15 protein-coding genes are annotated in these 19,391 nt (G+C 43.3%); 1 reads left to right on the forward strand and 14 read right to left on the reverse strand.

Annotation, left to right across the window (positions count from 1 at the left end; genetic code table 11):
- Nucleotides 1–232: 232 nt before the first annotated feature.
- The 5 genes from MUB50_RS01320 to MUB50_RS01340 form a co-directional block, all read right to left on the reverse strand.
- Nucleotides 233–1,243, reverse strand: a complete 1,011-nt coding sequence (locus MUB50_RS01320; protein ID WP_244789916.1) for a leucine-rich repeat protein — start codon at nt 1,241–1,243, stop codon at nt 233–235.
- Between the two features lie 381 nt (nt 1,244–1,624).
- Nucleotides 1,625–2,017 carry a VOC family protein gene (locus MUB50_RS01325; protein ID WP_118623640.1) on the reverse strand — a complete coding sequence of 131 codons (393 nt, stop codon included), beginning with the start codon at nt 2,015–2,017 and terminating at the stop codon, nt 1,625–1,627.
- An 81-nt stretch (nt 2,018–2,098) separates the two neighbouring features.
- Nucleotides 2,099–3,067, reverse strand: a complete 969-nt coding sequence (locus tag MUB50_RS01330) for a carbohydrate kinase family protein (protein WP_244789961.1) — start codon at nt 3,065–3,067, stop codon at nt 2,099–2,101.
- 275 nt (nt 3,068–3,342) lie between these two features.
- On the reverse strand, nt 3,343–4,701 hold the full coding sequence (locus tag MUB50_RS01335) for a GntP family permease (protein ID WP_244789914.1): 1,359 nt from the start codon (nt 4,699–4,701) through the stop codon (nt 3,343–3,345).
- A gap of 70 nt (nt 4,702–4,771) precedes the next feature.
- Nucleotides 4,772–6,388 carry a mannitol dehydrogenase family protein gene (locus MUB50_RS01340; protein WP_118623350.1) on the reverse strand — a complete coding sequence of 539 codons (1,617 nt, stop codon included), beginning with the start codon at nt 6,386–6,388 and terminating at the stop codon, nt 4,772–4,774.
- A gap of 325 nt (nt 6,389–6,713) precedes the next feature.
- Between MUB50_RS01340 and MUB50_RS01345 the strand changes: the two genes are divergently transcribed.
- Nucleotides 6,714–7,847: an ROK family transcriptional regulator gene (locus tag MUB50_RS01345; protein WP_118623348.1), complete on the forward strand. Its 1,134-nt coding sequence runs from the start codon at nt 6,714–6,716 to the stop codon at nt 7,845–7,847.
- A 109-nt stretch (nt 7,848–7,956) separates the two neighbouring features.
- Here the strand turns inward: MUB50_RS01345 and udk are convergent, their stop codons facing one another.
- The 9 genes from udk to MUB50_RS01390 form a co-directional block, all read right to left on the reverse strand.
- Entirely contained in the window at nt 7,957–8,577 is a 621-nt protein-coding gene (gene udk / locus MUB50_RS01350; RefSeq protein ID WP_021976352.1) for a uridine kinase, read from the reverse strand.
- A gap of 175 nt (nt 8,578–8,752) precedes the next feature.
- Nucleotides 8,753–9,631 (reverse strand): methylenetetrahydrofolate reductase, encoded by an 879-nt coding sequence (locus MUB50_RS01355; RefSeq protein WP_118512611.1) that lies wholly within the window; start codon nt 9,629–9,631, stop codon nt 8,753–8,755.
- A 124-nt stretch (nt 9,632–9,755) separates the two neighbouring features.
- Nucleotides 9,756–10,376, reverse strand: a complete 621-nt coding sequence (locus tag MUB50_RS01360; protein ID WP_118623346.1) for a methylenetetrahydrofolate reductase C-terminal domain-containing protein — start codon at nt 10,374–10,376, stop codon at nt 9,756–9,758.
- 1 nt (nt 10,377) lies between these two features.
- A complete protein-coding gene (rsxC, locus tag MUB50_RS01365) occupies nt 10,378–12,342 on the reverse strand; it encodes an electron transport complex subunit RsxC (protein ID WP_118623344.1) in 1,965 nt (654 codons plus the stop codon).
- A gap of 504 nt (nt 12,343–12,846) precedes the next feature.
- Entirely contained in the window at nt 12,847–13,449 is a 603-nt protein-coding gene (locus tag MUB50_RS01370) for a DUF4428 domain-containing protein (protein WP_118623342.1), read from the reverse strand.
- Between the two features lie 482 nt (nt 13,450–13,931).
- Nucleotides 13,932–14,102 (reverse strand): winged helix-turn-helix transcriptional regulator, encoded by a 171-nt coding sequence (locus tag MUB50_RS17115; protein ID WP_270426754.1) that lies wholly within the window; start codon nt 14,100–14,102, stop codon nt 13,932–13,934.
- Nucleotides 14,103–14,238: 136 nt separating this feature from the next.
- Nucleotides 14,239–15,810: a recombinase family protein gene (locus MUB50_RS01380; RefSeq protein WP_118623338.1), complete on the reverse strand. Its 1,572-nt coding sequence runs from the start codon at nt 15,808–15,810 to the stop codon at nt 14,239–14,241.
- Entirely contained in the window at nt 15,803–17,455 is a 1,653-nt protein-coding gene (locus MUB50_RS01385) for a recombinase family protein (RefSeq protein ID WP_118623336.1), read from the reverse strand. The genes MUB50_RS01380 and MUB50_RS01385 overlap by 8 nt, the downstream gene beginning before the upstream one ends.
- Nucleotides 17,456–19,129 (reverse strand): recombinase family protein, encoded by a 1,674-nt coding sequence (locus tag MUB50_RS01390; RefSeq protein WP_118623334.1) that lies wholly within the window; start codon nt 19,127–19,129, stop codon nt 17,456–17,458. It lies immediately after the preceding gene.
- Nucleotides 19,130–19,391: the final 262 nt, after the last annotated feature.

A 19,391-nucleotide genomic window follows, 5' to 3' on the forward strand; every position in this document is an offset into this window, starting at 1 on the left:
ATAGATAGTTATTTTTGTTATTTTCGGTTATTTCTATTTCACTCAGAATTCTCACCCCCTCTGATCTGCTGTCACAATTCTGTCTTCATTATAGTTCTCTCAGAAACTACTATAATTGCCATTACTACTTCATAATATCGTAATCTATCTACATGCAACTTATTTTTCACATACTCACATATGTTATAAAGTTAGTGCAGTCACTCCGCAGTTATCAGTGGGCACTTCCAACTTACAACTGAAATTTTTGTTTCCTTCTCACCGGTCGAACTGAATCTTCTGTCTCCCCGGCCACCTTCTGTTCTTCCTCCAGCATCCGGCTGCGCTCATTCATCAAAAACGCGGAAATCTCCATATCCTTCTTTCCGGAAGCCACATCAATACTGTGTTCCAGGCCCTCTCTGTTCCAGAGTTTTTCCCGGGAAAGCAGTTCCAGACCATTTAAGTTTCCGCTCTCTACCAGATATTCCCCGATATCCTTAAGATTTTCCCGGATGTAATCCTCATACTGCTTCTTCGCCTTTTCACTGAGCTGCCACGGATAACGAAGTCGTCCGAAGCTCATATCCACCAGAACCTCCAGCTTATCCATCACCACTGCCATATCAAACAGGCTGTCATACTCCGCGAAATCCAGTTCTTTATTATAGAAGCATTGCCGGTAATTGGTCCCGGAGCCATGATACTCCGTAAACAAAATTCTCGCAGGCGTATTCTCCACCGCCTCATCATAATGCTCCGGAAAAACCATATGCGCACGTTTTCCACCTGCCTCGCCATTTTCGTACAGAAAATCCACATCGATCTTCTGCCATAACTCCCCAAGAATCTCCTTCGCACAGGATTTGATTCCCTTTTTCTGATGGATCACAAGCTCCTTCAGCCCGCTGCATCCCGTAAATGCCCCGGTTCCCACCTGCATCAGCGTATCCGAAAACTCCAGCCGCTCCAGTTTTTTGCATCCATAAAAAATATATCTTCCGATTTCCTTCAGCGTATCCGGGAAAACGATCTCCTGCACTTCTTCGCCGGCAAGAAGCCTCTCTTCTCCAAACGAAAATGCATCTTCATTCTCCCAGACTTCCGCCTCTTCCTCACCATCCTTGTGTGCCGAAAACGCATACGGCGCCGCACTGACTACCGGAAGACCATTGATCTCTTCCGGAAGCACGATCCGGTCATCGGTACCGTAACAACGGATGATTTCTATTGTATTATTTTTGATTCTGTAATGTATTTTCATAATTCTCCATTATACGTGAACGGATATCCGAAATCCATTTCCCGTTTTCATTCTTCAGGAATCATCTCATCTACTGCTGATCCTGATCTTCTATAGCACGTCTGCATTTCATTGTAGTCTCATTATCCATTTCATGCAAGAAATTTTCCCATGTCCCTATAGCACTCCTCTAAAATAATGCATCTTAATCCAGCCCATCAGAATGTGAAATCCTGCGTCAGATATCTTTGCCGTGCGTAAATTCTTTCTGATACATAAAACAGCCCGTCAGACATACGATGATCTTTAATTCATCTGATATCTGACAGGCTGTATGCAACACAAAATAAACATCTGCATTATACTCTGTTTCACACCCATGAGCACAACTTTATTTACTTCTTATAAGTACTGGCTGAACTCCACTTTCTCCTTATTCGGTCCTTCGATAGTAAAGAACTTCACACCATTCTCCCAGAACGGCAGGAAATGGACTTCATCATTGGTAGTATTCAGTCCGGCTGCTGTTACCAGCTCGTGGACTTTCTCCACATCCTTCACATCAATGGCAACATGGTCGATGGCACCGGATTCCATTTTTGCAGCTTTGTTCTCGTACGTCTCGATCACAAGATTTCCAAGCTTCAGGAAAGCAACCTTCTCATTGGCAGCCTCGTTCACTGTCTGAAAAGCGATCTCAAATCCCAGTGCTTCATAAAATTTAATGGTTGTCTCAATGTCATTGGTCGGCACACCTACGTGCTGAATTCCGTTCATCTGATCTTTTAAATTCATTTCAAAACCCCATCCTTTCATAAATCTGACATGCTCATAAACACAATCGCTTCGCAATTTAGATATAACTCTGCTACAGGTTTATGAATACGATTCCTCTGCAATTCTGCGTTCCACCTGTGCAAGCTCCGGCATTGCCGGGATCGCACCTTTTTTCTCCACGCATAGACTGGCCACCGCATTACCGAAACGTGCAAATTCCTTCAGTTCCTCCTGTGTCAGCTCGTCCGGCTGTTTCTCCGATGTGCTGACCTTATACAGGAATCCTCCCCAGAAGGAATCACCGGCTCCGTTTGTATCCGCAATCTGTTTCACTGAAAATCCCGGCACCATACAGCCTCCATCTTTGCTGTAAATATAAGCTCCTTCACCGCCAAGAGTAACTGCCACGACCTTCACGCCCTGCTCATACAGTATCTTCGCTGCTTCCCGGACGTCCTTATGATCTGTCAGAAGCTCGGTTTCCTCATCTGAAATCTTCATGAGATCCACATAGGGTACCAGACTTCTCATATATTTTTTGGCAGTTTTTTCATCCGGCCACAGAGATGCACGGTAATTGGGATCGTAAGAAATCACGCTGCCCTTGTTTTTCGCTCTTTTTACCGCATAAAACGTGGTATCTCTTGCAGGCTGGTCTGTCAGTGACAGAGAACCCACATGAAAAATATTCGTGCGGTCCAGCACATCCACATCTACCTCTTCCTTCTGGAGCTTCGTATCTGCACCCGGCTTTCTTGCAAAGGAGAATGTACGCTCTCCATTTTCATTTACCTCCACAAAAGCCAGAGTTGTGAAATAATCCTCATCCAGAAGCATCCCTTTTGTATCTACTTTTTCTCTCTGAAGAACAGAACGGAGGAATTCTCCATGCATGTCTTTTCCGGTTTTTCCGATAAAGGCAGTATGTGCACCGAGTCTGCTGGCTGCAACTGCAACATTGGCAGGTGCCCCGCCCGGATTTCTGGCATACAGCATCTGTCCGTCATCGTTGATATCCTGAGATGTAAAATCGATCAGGATCTCACCAAAGGTTGTGATATCGTAGATAGATCTTTGCGCTGCATCGTTGGTATCCGCAAGAAGATTCTGTTCGAGCAGCTGAAACAGGATTTTTTCACATTCCCTGTCGTTATCTGTGTGGACATGCAGCTCACCTTCCTCGAACTCCGGCATACTTAAGACACCAAGCATGGATTTCGCATTAACTGCATAGCGACCATAACATAATTCTACATCATATGGGATACCTTCTGCAATACTAACCAGCTTTCTGGCACTCTGCATGGTTCCCAGAACTACTTTTACTATCATCTTTTTTACTCCTATGCAAACAGGGTGATCACAATGGCACATACAAGTCCGGTAAGGCCTACGATGGTCTCCATGGCTGTCCATGATTTTAAAGTTGTTTTTTCGTCGATTTCAAGAAGAGAGCTTACCAGCCAGAATCCGGAATCATTTACATGGCTGAATGCGGTTGCACCGCCGTTGATGGCACAGACCATTGCTGCCAGATAAACCGGTGACAGGTCTGCAACTCCGGGCATAGCAGCCATAATTCCTGCTGCCATTGTCATAGCCACAACTGCCGCACCAACAGATGCGCGGATCAGAGCTGCAATAAGAAATGCGACCAGTACAAGCGGAAGTCCGCTTTTTTCCAGGGCTGGCCCTATAATGTTTCCCATACCGCAGTCCTGAAGAACCCAGCGGATGATACCTCCACCAGTGATGACCAGAAGAATCTGTCCTGTAGGCTTCAGTGAACGATCCAGGATCTTCTTTAACTGCTCTCCATTATAGCCCTGCTTCTTTCCGAGAAAATACATGGCAAGCAATACTGCTATGACCAGTGCCACAAAAGGTGTTCCCAGAAACTGCAGAACCGGCCGGACCACATCAAGTCCCGGAATATATTCAGAAACTGTATTGCACAGGATCAGTACCAGCGGAACAAGAATGATACATAATACTGTAGAAAACTTCGGCAGCCTGGCTTCTTCTTCCTCACGTACCTCCTGGATATTGGAAGGCAGCCCTGTGTTGATCTTTTTACCGATAAATTTGGACCATAAGATTCCTGCAAAGATCAATGATAAAATACCCACAGGCACACCTACCGCGATCATCACTCCGAGATCCACATTCAGCATATTTGCCACCAGAACAGATCCTGCTGATGGCGGTATAAATGCAAATCCGGTGGCAAGTCCGGCGAGAAGAGGAATCACATAATATAAAGTAGATTTCTTTGTTTTCTTCGCAAGTCCGAATGCCAGAGGGATCAGGATCACAACGCCTGCCTCAAAAAACACGGTGGTTCCAACCACAAGCCCTGTGATTCCAAGAGCGATTCCTGCTTTTTTTTCACCAAATTTGTTTATCAGTGTCTGGGCAACGCACTGTGCGCCGCCGGACACTTCCAATATCCCGCCGAACAGAGAGCCCAGTCCGATCAGGAGTATGATTCCCTGTAAGGTTTCTCCTGCGCCGTTTTCCACAGTGCTTACCAGCGTTGGAACCGGCATTCCGGCACCAAGCCCGATAACCAGTGCAGCGATCAACAGGGATAAAACCGGGTGAATCTTAAATTTTATGATAAGTAACAATAATAATAAAATCCCTGCTGCTGCCGCGATCAACAGTCTTAACGAATCTGCCGCAAATACCGGTTCTGTCATCTTTCCATTTACCTCATTTCTCTTTATTCACTACTTACGGATTGCTGTCTGACTTTTGAACTCTGATGTTTCATTTTACATATTTATGAATAGTTGCCTTTACAGCTCCCGGTCCTGCGATCATCTCGCGGAACATGTCCTCGATCTTTTCACCCACACCATCTTTGTAAAGATCTGTAAAGAACAGTCTTTCGTTGGAGAGGATCGGTTTCAGCTGATCTTTGAATGTCTCCGGTTTACCGATCACGATGTCTCCAAGCTGATCTGTGATTTCCTCATTCATCGGGTCCGGGGCAAGCTCAAATTTGTTTCCTTCGTCATCTACAGCCAGCATATATCTCAGCCATCCGGCGATTCCAAGGGGAATTGCTGTCAGTCTGGAAGCATCTCCGAATTTTTTCACATATGCTTTTACAGTCTCACCGAAACGGATTCCAACCATCTGGGATACATCTACAGCCAGACGGAGGTTGGTGTCTCCAAGATACTCATTCGGGAAACGGTCATTAAAGAGCTCGTCCACAAATGCCTGTGGGGAAAGGATTCCAGGATCTGCAACTACCGGAAGTCCCTCGTCATAAGCAACCATACGGGCCATTTTCATCATATCTTCGTTGGTGTTCAGCATATGTGCAAAGAGATCATATCCAAGTACCACACCAAGAGGGCCGGTTGCGGAATGTACCGGATTCAGGCAGACGGTTACTTTCATTCTCTCGGAGAGATTGACGGTATCTCTGTCTGCCATGTATACGCCGAAGCCTTTTTCCAAAGCAGGGCGTCCGTTGGGGAAGCTGTCCTCGATAACAAGATACTGTGGCTTCTCAGCATTAACAAATGGTGCAATGTATGTTTTCTTTCCTGTGATCACCGGTTGCATATCTTCAACGCCCAGGTTCTCAAGGTCTGCTGCGATCTGCTCGCTTGGACGAGGTGTGATCTTGTCGATCATGGTCCACGGGAATGCAACCACCTTCTCATCCGTTACATAATCTACGAAGCCATCATCTACGAAGCCCGCTTTATGCCATTCCTCTGTCATAGTCAGCACGGACTCACGAAGCTTGGCGCCGTTCTGTGAGCAGTTGTCCATGGATACCAGGGCGATCGGATATTTCCCTGCTTTATATCTTTCATTCAGCATAGCCACAAGAACTGCCATTGCTCCCGTCGCCTTATCCGGTCCGTTTTTAATATCTGCTTCCACAAACGGGAACCATGTTCCGTCTGCTTTCCGGAGTGCATAACCCTTCTCTGTGATAGTGAAGGAAACCAACTGCAAGGATTTAGCCGCAAAAATTTCTTTCAGGCGGTTCCATTGTCCAACATCAGAAGACTGTGCTTTCACTGCTTCTGCAAGTGCCCCAAGAACTTTGTACTCACGGGTTCCGTCACCGTGAAGGATAACATTTAAACCAAGGTTGTCGTATGGATCGTAAATCTTGTCTACTACATCATAATCAAAGGTCTCTACACATGTGATCCCTCTGTCAAGAACTCCCTCTTCCAGAAGACCATCTGCGATGCCGCCGATAAATACACGGAAAATATTTCCGATTCCGAAATGTACCCAGCCAGGCTCCTTCTTCGCTTTCTCAGTCACAGCCTCTACATCGTATCCCGGAAGATCGATGCCTGCTTTCTTCCATGCTTCACGTTCCTTGATTCCATTTCTTGTTAATTTCATAATCTTGAACCTCCCTGTTTTCTTCTATTTCGTCATTGTTTAAGTTTTTACTTATGCTTATCTCTTAACTGTAAGTAGAGTATAAAACTATTTTTTTTAAAAATCCATTGACAAAACACCTAATTTTGCTCTTATATTTTTGTTTACTTTTACTTATGCACAAGACATATATTCTTTGCCAATCCATATACTGTTACTTATTATTCCTCGAAAAAACTTTTGTTCTGCTCTGCTTCATGCGCTGACATTGCATTTCCTGCAAATTTATACTAAAATACATTTAAAACTTAAACATATCTATAATTACTTTTATCAGGAGAATCTCATGAGTGAAAAAGGATTAACCACCATCAATTTAAAGAAAATAAACCGTTCCAAGGTTTACCAATATATATACAAAACACGCCAGACTTCCAAAATGCAGATCGTCCAGGACCTTCAGATGGGGCTTTCCACAGTAAGTCAGAACCTGAACCTGCTGGAAAAAGAAGGGCTTATTGACAGAAACGGATATTTTGATTCCACAGGAGGCAGGAAAGCTCAGGCCATCCAGATCGTCTCGGATTTCCGGATTTCCATTGGAATCGGGATCCTGAAAAACATGTTCCATATCACAGCAATCGACTTATATGGAAATGCCTTTTATACAGAAACCATTGCTCTTCCCTATTCCAACACAGAAGAATATTACAGCCAGCTGACCGATAAAGTACGGAAATTCATCGCAGAAAATCACTATCCGAAAGAAAAGATCCTGGGTATTTCCATTGCCACACAGGGGATCACTTCTCCGGATAATTCCACTGTGATCTACGGAAACATCATGAACAATACCGGAATGAAGCTGGAGGATTTTTCCCGGCATCTTCCTTACCCCTGCCATCTGGAACATGATTCCAAATCCGCCGCTTTTCTGGAGCTGTGGAATCACCCGGAGCTTGACAGTGCTGTCGTGTTCCTTCTGAACCGAAACCTGGGCGGTGCCATTATAACCAATCATCAGATTCATCAGGGAAGTTCCATGCACAGCGGAACCCTTGAGCATATGTGCGTCAATCCTGACGGCCCTTTATGTTACTGCGGAAACCACGGCTGTCTGGAAACCTACTGCTCTGCCAACGCTCTGGAACAGTCTGCCAGGATGCCTGTGAAGGAATTTTTCCCTCTGCTCCGCGAAAAAAAATCCCCCCGGCTTGCTAAGCACTGGGAAGATTATCTGAACCATCTGGCCTTTGCCATGAAAAATCTGAACCTGATCATCGATGCACCGATCATCATCAGCGGATATCTGGCACCTTATTTTACAGAAGAAGATATTAATTATCTGTTAGAACACATCAACACAGACGCACCATTCACCCTGGACAGAAGCCAGATTCTGGTCGGCACCCACGGGCAGTATACACCTGCCATTGGTGCAGCTTTATATTATGTGGAGAAATTTACACAGAGCGTGTGAATACAGACATATTCACCTGAACCGGTCAAAAAAGCATGTCATACACAGCCAGACGGATATAACCTGATCCGCTCTGTCCTAGAGTATGACATGCTTTTTATTTTACTTATTATTTTTTCAGTTCTTTCAACAGCTGCCCGATCTTTGATACAAACAGATCAAAGGCCACATTATTCTTACCGCTGTTGATCACAATATCTGCTTTCGCCCGTGTGGGCTCCACGTACAGATAATGCATCGGTTTTACTGTGGTAAGATACTGATCGATGATTCCGTTTAAATCCCGTCCACGTTCCTCCACATCTCTGGAGATCCGTCTTAAGATCCTCTCATCTGCATCTGCTTCCACATAAACCTTGATATCCAGAAGATCTCGGATACGCGGATCTGCAAGAAGCAGGATTCCCTCTACCAGAATGACCGGTCTTGGTTCGATCTTCAGCACTTTGTCGGAGCGGTTGTGCTGACTGTAATCGTATACCGGACATTGGATGGTTTTGCCCTCCTTGAGTTCTTTGAGATGCTCTACCAGAAGATCTGTTTCCAGTGAATCCGGGTGATCGTAATTCACCTTCACACGTTCTTCAAAAGGAATTCCGTCCTGTCTGCGGTAGTAATTATCATGATAGATCACCACCACATCGTCTCCGAAATGCTTCTTCAGTCTGTTTGTAAATGTAGATTTGCCGGAGCCTGATCCTCCGGCGATCCCGATAATAATACTTTCCATCGTCTCTTTACCTCTTAAGCTAGAATTCTTCCGCTGTGGATCACGCAGGCTTCCCGAAGAGTTTTTCCGTATAGAGAAGCTTTTTCTTACACAAAAGCTGCCCGGTCGGTGTGCATCTCCTGCATCCGGTTCCGGACAGCTTTTCTGATTATTTTTTATAAAGCAATCGTTCTGATCAGATCTCAGCCTGCTCCAGAAGTGCCGGGATCTTGGATTCCCATCCAAGTGCCATGATATGTACACCCTGGCAGTATGGCTTGCACTCTTTGATGATACGTGCAGCGATCTCAACACCTGTGATACCGGCTTTTGTTTTCTCTTTGTCTGCTTTCAGCTCCTCGATCATCTCATCCGGAACATGGATGCCGGCTACGTTATTGTTCATGAACTTAGCCATTCCGGCGGATTTCGGAATGATGATACCAACCTGTACAGGTTTTCCGAACTGTTTTGCTTTTTCCATAAATTTGATGAATTTCTCCGGCTCAAATACAGCCTGTGTCTGGAAGTAGTCTGCACCTGCAGCAACCTTTCTTTCCATCTTTGCAAGCTGAGCGTCAACGGAATCGCTGCATGGAGATACAACGGCACCCTTGGAGAATTTCGGAGGCTCACCAACCAACGGGTTTCCTCCAAGATCTACACCGGACTCAAGAAGCTGTACTGTATGAAGAAGAGATACAGAATCAAGATCGAATACCGGTTTTGCCTGCGGATGATCGCCCATCTTCGTATGGTCACCTGTCAGACAGAGGATGTTCTCAATACCAAGCATAGCAGCACTTAAAAGATCAGACTCCAGTGCGATACGGTTTCTGTCACGGCATGCAAGCTGGAAGATCGGATCCATTCCGGCGTCCTTGAGAACTTTACACATTGCAAGAGATCCAAGACGCATAACAGAAGACTGGTTATCTGTTACATTGACTGCATGAACGCCTTTGAGATAAGTTTTGGCTTCTTCTACCAGTTCATCTACATGGATCCCTTTTGGCGGTCCTACTTCTGCAGAAACTACAAATTCACCACGGTCGAATAATTCTTTCATTTTCATATTATATTTGCTCCAATCATTTAAAATTTGGGGTACGGTCCACCTGCTCTGCAACATACCTTGCGGAATACTTCCGGTGAACCGTATCATAATTTAATTTGGCTTCTTAATAAATCTTTGCTTATTATTTCACTTCATCATCTGTAGCGAAATTATGGATCTGTGTCGGGCATTTCAGTGCGTCAAGGCGTCCGATCTCTTTCAGACGTCTGTAGATGCGCTCCCATCCACACTCCATGTCACTGTCCACTTCGCATTTACCATTCTTGGAACCGCCGCACTGGCCGTTGACAAGACTCTTGGAGCATGCTGTGATCGGGCAGATCCCGCCGGTAAGGTTCAGATAACACTCACCACACTGGTCACATTTATATTCTAACGGTGTTACACCCTGGAAACCAGGTACCGGGTATGTATCGCAGGCTGCGCATACCATCTTGTCTTCCAGATATTCTGCGATGGTCTGTACACCAACACCACAGGAGAATACCAGAATCAGATCCGCTTCCTTGATCTTATCCATGTGTTTCTGAAGACGTAACTGCATATTTTCCGGATTACAGATATAATCCGTTGTCATGATCCCTGTCACATTTCCTTCAGCGGAAAGCTCCTTCTGAAGTTCAACAGCTTCTTTTTCCGGAAAACGAACTTCCTTGCATCCATGGCAGTTGATGATAAAAACTTTCTTTCCGGCTGCCAGTGATACGATAGTTTCTTTTGCTTTTAACTGGGTAATCAACATATCACTTCATCCCCCTTACTGCATTTTTTCCGGCTTTGATACTGTTAATGATCGGAATCTTGGAAGAACAGATATACTGACAGCATCTGCACTCAACACAGTCCATGACATTCATGTCCTTCATACCCTGCCAGTTCTCTTCTTTCGCATATTTTACGAAATACAGAGGAGAAAGTTCCATCGGACATACGTCCACACAGCGTCCGCACTTGATACATGGCTGCTCTTTGGTCTCATCTGTATCAATAGCGATGATACCATTGGAGCCCTTCATCATAGGTACCTCCAGAGTGTTCAGAGGGAATCCCATCATAGGTCCGCCCATCTTGACCAGAACATCGTCATCTGTAAATCCACCGCAGTAATCGATCAGCTCTTTTACGCTGGTACCGATCTTGATGATAAAGTTGCCAGGATTCTTGATCTTCTCGCCTGTTACGGTTGCAACACGCTCGATCAGCGGCATACCCTTCTGAATCGCATCGGAGATCGCTTTTACAGTACTGATATTATCTACGATAACGCCAACGTCTGCCGGAAGACCGCCGCTTGGAACCTTTCTGTCCATGACGCGCTTGATGAGAGTTTTCTCAGCGCCCTGCGGGTATTTGGTTCTTGCAACAAAAACTTCCATATTTTCGATATCGGCAACTTTTTTCTGCATCAATTCGATCGCATCCTGCTTGTTATCCTCGATGACAATGATGCCCTTCTCAGCACCTGTTGTCTTAAGGATCGCTTTCAGACCGAAAATAATATCATCAGCAAACTCAAGGAGAACCTTATGGTCTGCTGTTAAATATGGCTCACACTCACATCCGTTGAGAAGGATGGTATCAACCGGCTTCGCAGGTTTCAGTTTGACACAGGTCGGGAAACCTGCACCACCCATACCAACGATTCCGGCATCTTTTACGATCTCAATGATCTCATCCGGTGTAAGTTCGTCCAGGGCTTTATGTGGCTGTACGGATTCGTGCAGAGTATTTTTTCCGTCGGATTCGATGACAACTGCCATCACCTCACTGCCTCTTGTACCATGCATACGTGGCTCAACCGCAACTACGGTTCCGCTTACACTGGAATGTACCGGTGCGCTGATAAATCCGGCAGCTTCTCCGATCTTCTGTCCAACCTTTACCGTGTCGCCTACTTCCACGATCGGGTTGGCAGGTGCACCAAGATGCTGGGACATGGAGATCACAACAGTCTTCGGATCCGGGAATTTCTTCAGATCGATATGCTCACTGAATTCCTTGTGCTCTGACGGATGAACGCCACCATAGTATCCGTTCAGTCTGTCCTCTCTGATAGACTTCACGTAATCATTGATCACCTTAAAGTTAACCTTGGAATAATCACGTACCTGTACCGGCTGGTTCAGGAACTCTTCGAGACGCCCCTGTTTTGCCAGTCTCTGGTAGATCTTCTCCCATGCGCAGTCCTTGTTAGGATCCACTTCACATTTTCCGTTCTTTGCTCCGCCGCACTGTCCGTTCACAAGACTCTTGGAACAGTCGACGATAGGACAGACGCCTCCGGTAATGTTCAGATAGCACTGTGCACATGCATCACAGCTCTTTTTGGTAAGTGCCATGCCGTGATGACCTCTGTAGTTAAGGGTATTACTTGCTGCGATCACCGGCTTACCGGCCAGATCTGCAACAGTCTGGATACCAAGACCGCAGGAGATCACAACTACATTCTCTGTACCTTCCGGCAGCAGATCCTGTAATTTTCTTTCTGTGTGCATCTTGTTGCACAGAAAATCGAATTTCGCACTGCCTGTGACGGTTTTTCCCTGCTCCGCAGCAAATTTCAGGAATTCCTCGCAATCCGGTTCGTCAACGGTCTCAAATTCCTTGAAACACTTGTTACAGGCGATTACAAACAGATTGTCCCTGCCGTTTAGCACTGATGCAAGCTCATCACTGCTTTTCAGCTTGTACTTAGTATAGTTTTCCAATTGCTCACCTTCCTTATAAAGATTATATCCTTATGATTATCTGCTCTTATCCGTTCCCTCCTTCTCTGCACTCCCAGGAAAGAAACAATAAAACCAAATAAATAAGTTCTTTGTTATTTGTTCAGCCCTTCAAAAATCCCGGTCCAAAAAAAGGCCGCAGTATTTCCTCTGACTGCTACAATAAATGTACCATAATTTGAACATATTATCCAGTTTTATTAGCTATTTTTATAAATTTATTCTATGATTTCATCCCAATCGTCTATGGGTGTACGGATATTTGTACAACTTCTGTTATGCTGCATGCGTTAGTTGTGTGCAACTTATATAATTTTGTTTATAAAATATCCTTTTTATGCATTGAGCATATTGCACAAAGATTTTACTTTTAACAGGGCAGATCCGAAAGGTGTCTTTTGTCATGGGGTAAGACGCTGTCCGGTGCAGTGATCATAATATATTTTCCTTCTCTGTCTGAATATATTTCTGCATTCTGTGGATCTTCTATTTCAGTGTGGTTACGATCAGTTTACTTTCCGGTGCAGCTGCTATCAGATCCTCTTTGCAGCTGTATCCCGCCTTGGCGATCATTTCCTGAAAATTCCATCTCACCCCGGAAGCAGAACAGTCCATTTTCCTTGCAATCTCGGAATATGACATCCCATGAATATACAGACGCAGCATCTCCAGCTGTCTGGGACTGATATCACCGCTTGTGATCCAGTTAAGTTCCACCTCCGGTGCCACATCCGGAAATACATGCTCCCCATTTAACGTTCTGCAGATCACACTCCGTATTTCCTCTTCACCGTGATCCTTATACCATAGACTGTCTGCACATCCGCTCTTTGCTCTTTCCAGCACCTTGGGATCGATCAGCGAAGTAACAACCAATACCTTTGTATATGGATATTTTTCCTTGATGATCTTTCCGGCACTCAGCCCATCATGAATATCCTCTACCGTACTGTGCCGCCGGTCTTCAAACCATGGTGACAATTTTTTTGCACAATCCTTACACAGATTCCCGTCATCCAGTTTTCTGTTGCCCAATAAACCTATTTTCTCTCCACAGATATCACAGATCTTCTTATCAAATAATCCCATACCCTATCCTCCTTCTTTTTATATTTGTGTTTTTGTTTATCTACATTATGCGTGAATGCTTCAATATTTGCACTAGCACCTCTGACAGTAACTGAATTCATCTCCGCATCAATGGAAGGATCTCAGGATTGTAACAATGCCACTAAGTACAATATTTTAATCTGGCAGGCTCCTTTCCAGACAAAGTCTCCCCGAGGATGTCAAGTCATTGCTACAAACTTTTTGACCTTTTTTCCTTCGATTTTTCCCATAAAATCGTTGTTTTAGAACGGAGGACGTTATATTGTTGTCACAAAATCAGTGGGTAGGATGTAACGTCATTGCTACATTTATACAGCAACAATGTCGCATTATTACCACTATAGCCAACCTATCAAATCAAGCTTAGCGAAACTTAAATCATACCCAATACGGAATATATTTTTTATACCTTGGTGCTGTATCCACACCATTTCTTCTCCAGAACATAAAAACCCCCTTCTCTATTGGATTTTCCAATATCCTTTTCTGTCAGATCCTATTCTGACGATTTTTTTACTTTCTTTTAACACTTTTATAAGACGACTAACCTTTCTCGTACTTATACCCATCTGTTCTGCCATTTGCTTTGCTGTGATAGAAGCATTTTCCTCTAATATTTTCAGAATCTTCATTAGTTCCAAATTATCATCGCCAATTTCATTGCCATTGGCAATGATTGCATTGTCTTTTGGCAGTGAAAATGGAAATTCAACTTTTATAAAATGTTCTGATATATGAAAAATATTTTTAGAGTACGTTACATTATTGCTACAAATTTAGGTAAGTGCTTTTCCACTCCACCTCCACCCGTCCGTCGTCATACACATATATCCCATCCACATACTTTTCAAGCATCTCTTCTATCAGTTTCTCATACCCCAGAAACTCCATCATCTGTTCCACCGGAATATTCTTCTTCAGCAGGATTTCTTTCTCGCCGCTGATCAGTTCTTCCAGTTCTTTCTTTCGTCTTTGCAGACGTTCCCTTTCTTCCTCTAGCTGCTTCTTTTCACTCAAGAACTCATCCCGGCTCATCTGCCCTTCATGGTACTTCTCATAGTTCTGTTGGTTCTGAGCCTTGATCTGCTCCTGTCGTCTTCCGCAGTCAGCACATTCTGCCTTATATGCTGTAATGTTATCTTCATGCTGTTTTCTCATGGATTGCTGCATCTGTTCCTGGCTGATATTCTGGCGTAAGTATGCCTTTATTTCTTCCAGAACCATATGCTCCAGTATTTTGTCATCCGCTTTTCCGGCAAAGCACCCAGTATCTTCTTTTCCCTGGCTATATGCACAACTATACAGGATATGCCCATGTACTCGGTTGCTTCCGGTCAGATTTCTTCTGCAATTTCCGCATTTCAAATATCCACTTAACAAAGTGGTGTCCTTATTGAATTTACTCTTTTTGTTATACCTGATCTGCAGGGACTGTGCTTTCTCAAAGATTTCTTTTGATACGATTGGTTCATGGTGATTTTCCAATATCTTCCATTCACTTCGTGGCACAGAAACTTCTTTTCCTGTGCCGGGATCTGGGATTTTGGTTTTTCCATAGACCATACAGCCGATATAGTTCTTATCATTCAGAATCTTTCGCACCATATCACTTGTCCATTGCAAGCCTCTCGAAGATGCTTTCTTACTGTCTGATTTCTGTCTCCTGCTCATAGACTGCAATGGTGTAAGAACGCCTTCTTCGTTAAATAGCCTGCAAATATCCAGCTTTGAATACCGCTGATTCGTCAATTCAAATACTCTGCGGATAATCTCCGCTTCTCCTTCCACAATCAACAGTTTTTTTTTGTTCTCTGGATTTATCCGGTAGCCATAAGGTGCAGAGCCACAGCAATACTCCCCATTACTTCTTTTTGTGCTGACTGCCGATTTCACCTTAACGGACTGATCTTTCACATAAAAATCTGCTATCAGACCTTTAAACTGTACTTCAATGTCCGAACATTTTCCTTTATAATCCTTAGAATCATAATGATCGGAAACAGAGATAAACCTTATTCCCAAAAATGGGAAAATCTGCTCCAGATACGTTCCCATTTCAATATAGTCTCTGGAAAAACGTGAAAAATCTTTTACAACAATACACTGTACCTGCTCATTTCTTGCCAATTCCAAGACCTGTTGTATTCCCGGCCGTTCCATACTGGAACCAGAATAGCCATCATCATAAAACTCCTGAAAAGGCAGTTCAGCCAGCTCCGGAATATGAGAAATATAATCTTTCACCAATTTTCTCTGGTTGATGATACTGTTACTTTCCCCAGCAGAGCCATCCTCCAACGAAAGACGATAATATCCGATCAGCATTTTCTGATCATTCATGTTCTATCGCCCCCTTAAATCGAAAATTGATTTCCAGTCTGCCATCACCATACAGGTACATACTTTCAATCAGTGCTTTCGCAAGCTCCGCATTGATTTTTGTTGTCCCTTCCAGATCCAGAAGATTTCGTAAAAATCTGGTTTCTTCCTTTTGCTGTTTCTGCAATCTTCGGATCATTTGTTCCAGTGTCTCTTTTCTTTCTTCACAGAATATTTTCCAGTTGTTACGCTCCTCACGCATTTCCATATAAGTTTCTCTGGAAAGTTTTTCATCCTTATATTGCATAAATGTCTGAGCAAGTTTTTCGGAGCGTTGTTCCACCTCTGCATCCAGCTTTTTGATTTCATTCTGAATTTCCAGAATCTTAGCCGAAAATATATCATTACTCATTGCCGACATATCTTTTTTCTTAAATCCTGCTAATTGCATTTGTCTGGTCAGTTCTGAGCAAACGATTTTCTGTACCGTATTTTCTGAAATAGATTTATGACTGCATTTTCTTTCATCACGGTACTGAGCCGCATTGCAAAAGTAAAACACACTGCCTCTTGATCTCCTTGTACACATTTTCCGCTTACAGTCACCGCAATAAAACACATTGTAAAAAGCTCTTTCATCATCTTCCCATCCTACTACTGTGCTTCTGGCTTCTTGTGCCACTTTTAACCGGATCTGTACTTTTTCAAACAGTTCTCTGCTGATAATCGGTTCATGAGCATTGGGAGTAACAATCCACTGACTTTCATCCAGCACATCACACCCTTTTTCACCTTTTACAAACCTGGATTCGTATTTTCGCTGTACCAGATCTCCATAATAGTTATGCCTGTTCAGTACTGCACGAACAGAGGAATTTCCCCACTGGTGCAGAGTTTCACCTTCCTGCCAGTACACATGATGATAATGATTATAATCAGAAATCCGGTGTACACTATCCTCAAACAATCCGTCTATAATCTGCTGAATCTCCTTACCGGAAGCATATTCCGCAAATATCCGCTGCACAATCTTTGCAGATTCCGGCTCTTTGACCAGTTTATAGATTCCATTTATCTTCTCACAGCAATATCCATACGGAGCTGTTGCTCCAACATACTCCCCATTTTTCTGTGCTGTTCGCTTTGCTGCCCGTTCCTTTGCGGAAATGTCCTTTGCATAGGCATCATTTACCAGATTCTTGATATTCATGGATAATTCCTGATTTTTCGCATTCGGTGCAAATGAATCATAGTGGTCACATACAGAAATAAAACGCACTTTCATAAAAGGCAATATCTTTTCCAGATAATTTCCTGTTTCTATATAATTCCTGCCAAATCTGGAAAAATCTTTTACAAGAATACAGTTTACTTTTCCTGCTCTGACATCATCCATCATTCGTTCAAATCCGGCTCTCTCAAAATTAGTTCCGGTTTTTCCCAGATCAGAATAAATATCATACACAACCAGTTCATACTCTTTATTTGCTTCCGCATTGTGCCTGTCAACAAACTCTTTGATCAGCGTCACCTGCGTTTCGATAGATTCTGACTTTCTTTCGTCTGTATCTACGGATAATCTGGCATAAATCGCAGCCATACACACTGGAATCTGATAACTTTTCTTTTCTGTCCTTTTCTCATATCTTCTTGCTGTCCTTGCCACTTATCCCACCTCTTTTCTGTACTCATCCTGATGTTCTGTATAAAATCTTTTTATGACTTTCATTTTTTCAATCACATCCTGATAACGAATCCGGATTTTAATCTGCTTGTTCTCATAAATGTAGATTTTATCTACTGTCAGTGCCAGTAAGGTACGATCCAGCTCTTTGATCTCCAGAGATTTCTTCCAGTCTTCTAACTGAACTTTTGCAGAAACACCACCTTCAAACATCTGCTTTACCAGTTTTTTCTGATGTTCTATCATCTGATCCAGTTCTTCACACTTTTTACCGTAACTTTCACGAAACTCATCAAACTCCTCTTTGGTAATCATCCCAGATTTCAAATCATCCGCTAGAGATACTTTTATGCTGTAACATTTGTTGTATTCTTCCTGCAATTTTGCGATCTGTGTATCATAACTGATTACCTGGTCGTAGCTGACTTCCATTTGCTGAAGTTCTTCCATGATCATCTCATAATCTACAAAAAGTGCTGTATACATCTGGATTTCTTTCAAGACAATTTTTTTCAGCACTTCCTCCGGTATGCTGTGTCTGGTGCAGTCTCCGCCTTTGTTCTTCGTCTGACAGATATAAAAAGCCTTTTCTTTTCCTTTATATCGGTTCACTCTGCGTATCATCGGTACTCCACAATCTCCGCAGAAGATAAAGCCTGCAAAAAAACTGGCACTGTCTAATGTCTTTGATGCTCTGCCATCATATTGGAGCAGTTTCTGTACTACATCAAAATCACTCTGCTTGATGATTGCCGGATGTGTATTTTTTACTTTCACCCATTCTGACTCTGGTTTATCCAGACGTTTCTTCACCTTATAGCTGATTCGTTCCTGCTTTCCCTGAACCATATTGCCGATATACACTTCATTGGTCAGAATCCTTTTAATCTGTACTGCTGACCACTTTGGTGTATCTGTCCCCTGAAATCCGGCATTATAATTTTCGCCGTTTGCAATCTTGTATTCTTTTGGAGATTGTACATGACGCATATTCAATTTTTCAGCAATCGCACCGAAACTGAATCCTTCAATCTTCCAGACAAATATTTTTCTTACAATATCTGCGGCATAATCATCAATCACAAGGCAGTTCTTATTTTCCGGATCTTTGCAATAACCATATGGTGCAAATGCCCCGATAAACTCTCCTTTTTCCCGTTTGATTTTCTGGTGGCTGCGTACTTTACCGGAGATGTCCCGGCAATAACTTTCATTTACAAAATTTTTAATCGGAACCACAAATGACTTCTCTGAAAAATCTGCTATTTTACTGTCAAACTGATCCGTCACAGAAATAAAACGCACATTTAAAGCCGGGTAGGTCTTTTCGATCCATCGCCCGGCTTCTATATATTCTCTTCCGAATCTAGACAAGTCTTTTACAATTACACAATTTACTCGTCCAGCTTCTATATCAGTTGTCATTCGCTTGAACTCAGGTCTGTCAAAATTTCCACCTGAATATCCATCATCCACATATATATCAAAGATCTGAATGTCCGGCTGGCTTTTTACAAAGCTCCGAAGCAGCTCTCTCTGATTTGCAATACTGTTGCTCTCTGTCTTCTCACTGCCATCATCCATATCGTCTCTGGACAGTCGAAGATACAATGCAGCATCGTATATATCTGGTGTGTTCTTTTGCATTTGTTCCATTTTACATCGCTCCTAACTTGCTTAATTCCATCGAGTAGAAGTCAGAAACCATGTATCACTTTCATTTTCCCTGACTTCACATTAACATAACATCTGTGTCTTCGCAAAATTTTTTTCATCTTTCATCTACTATATCAACTCCGTTGTTACAGTTCACAGAAAACTGCGAACTGTAACATTCGCAGCTCTCATTTAAAGTTTTGCTACGCAAAAGGAGCGCTGCTCACACCTGAATCATGTTCTTGCGCACCTGAACAGCAAG

The sequence above is a fragment of the Blautia sp. NSJ-140 genome (assembly GCF_022868965.1).
GTDB lineage: Bacteria > Bacillota > Clostridia > Lachnospirales > Lachnospiraceae > Blautia_A.

Bases quoted from the DNA above. Each gene is read 5' to 3' on its own strand.
- udk (WP_021976352.1), bottom strand. From the start codon at position 8,577: ATGGAAAGTATTATTATCGGGATCGCCGGAGGATCAGGCTCCGGCAAA.
- MUB50_RS01345 (WP_118623348.1), top strand. From the start codon at position 6,714: ATGAGTGAAAAAGGATTAACCACCATCAATTTAAAGAAAATAAACCGT.
- MUB50_RS01370 (WP_118623342.1), bottom strand. From the start codon at position 13,449: ATGGGATTATTTGATAAGAAGATCTGTGATATCTGTGGAGAGAAAATA.
- MUB50_RS01320 (WP_244789916.1), bottom strand. From the start codon at position 1,243: ATGAAAATACATTACAGAATCAAAAATAATACAATAGAAATCATCCGT.
- MUB50_RS01360 (WP_118623346.1), bottom strand. From the start codon at position 10,376: ATGTTGATTACCCAGTTAAAAGCAAAAGAAACTATCGTATCACTGGCA.
- MUB50_RS01390 (WP_118623334.1), bottom strand. From the start codon at position 19,129: ATGGAACAAATGCAAAAGAACACACCAGATATATACGATGCTGCATTG.
- MUB50_RS01335 (WP_244789914.1), bottom strand. From the start codon at position 4,701: ATGACAGAACCGGTATTTGCGGCAGATTCGTTAAGACTGTTGATCGCG.
- MUB50_RS17115 (WP_270426754.1), bottom strand. From the start codon at position 14,102: ATGAAGATTCTGAAAATATTAGAGGAAAATGCTTCTATCACAGCAAAG.
- MUB50_RS01355 (WP_118512611.1), bottom strand. From the start codon at position 9,631: ATGAAAATGAAAGAATTATTCGACCGTGGTGAATTTGTAGTTTCTGCA.
- MUB50_RS01340 (WP_118623350.1), bottom strand. From the start codon at position 6,388: ATGAAATTAACAAGAAATGGAATCAAGGAACGTGAAGCATGGAAGAAA.
- MUB50_RS01325 (WP_118623640.1), bottom strand. From the start codon at position 2,017: ATGAATTTAAAAGATCAGATGAACGGAATTCAGCACGTAGGTGTGCCG.
- MUB50_RS01380 (WP_118623338.1), bottom strand. From the start codon at position 15,810: ATGAATGATCAGAAAATGCTGATCGGATATTATCGTCTTTCGTTGGAG.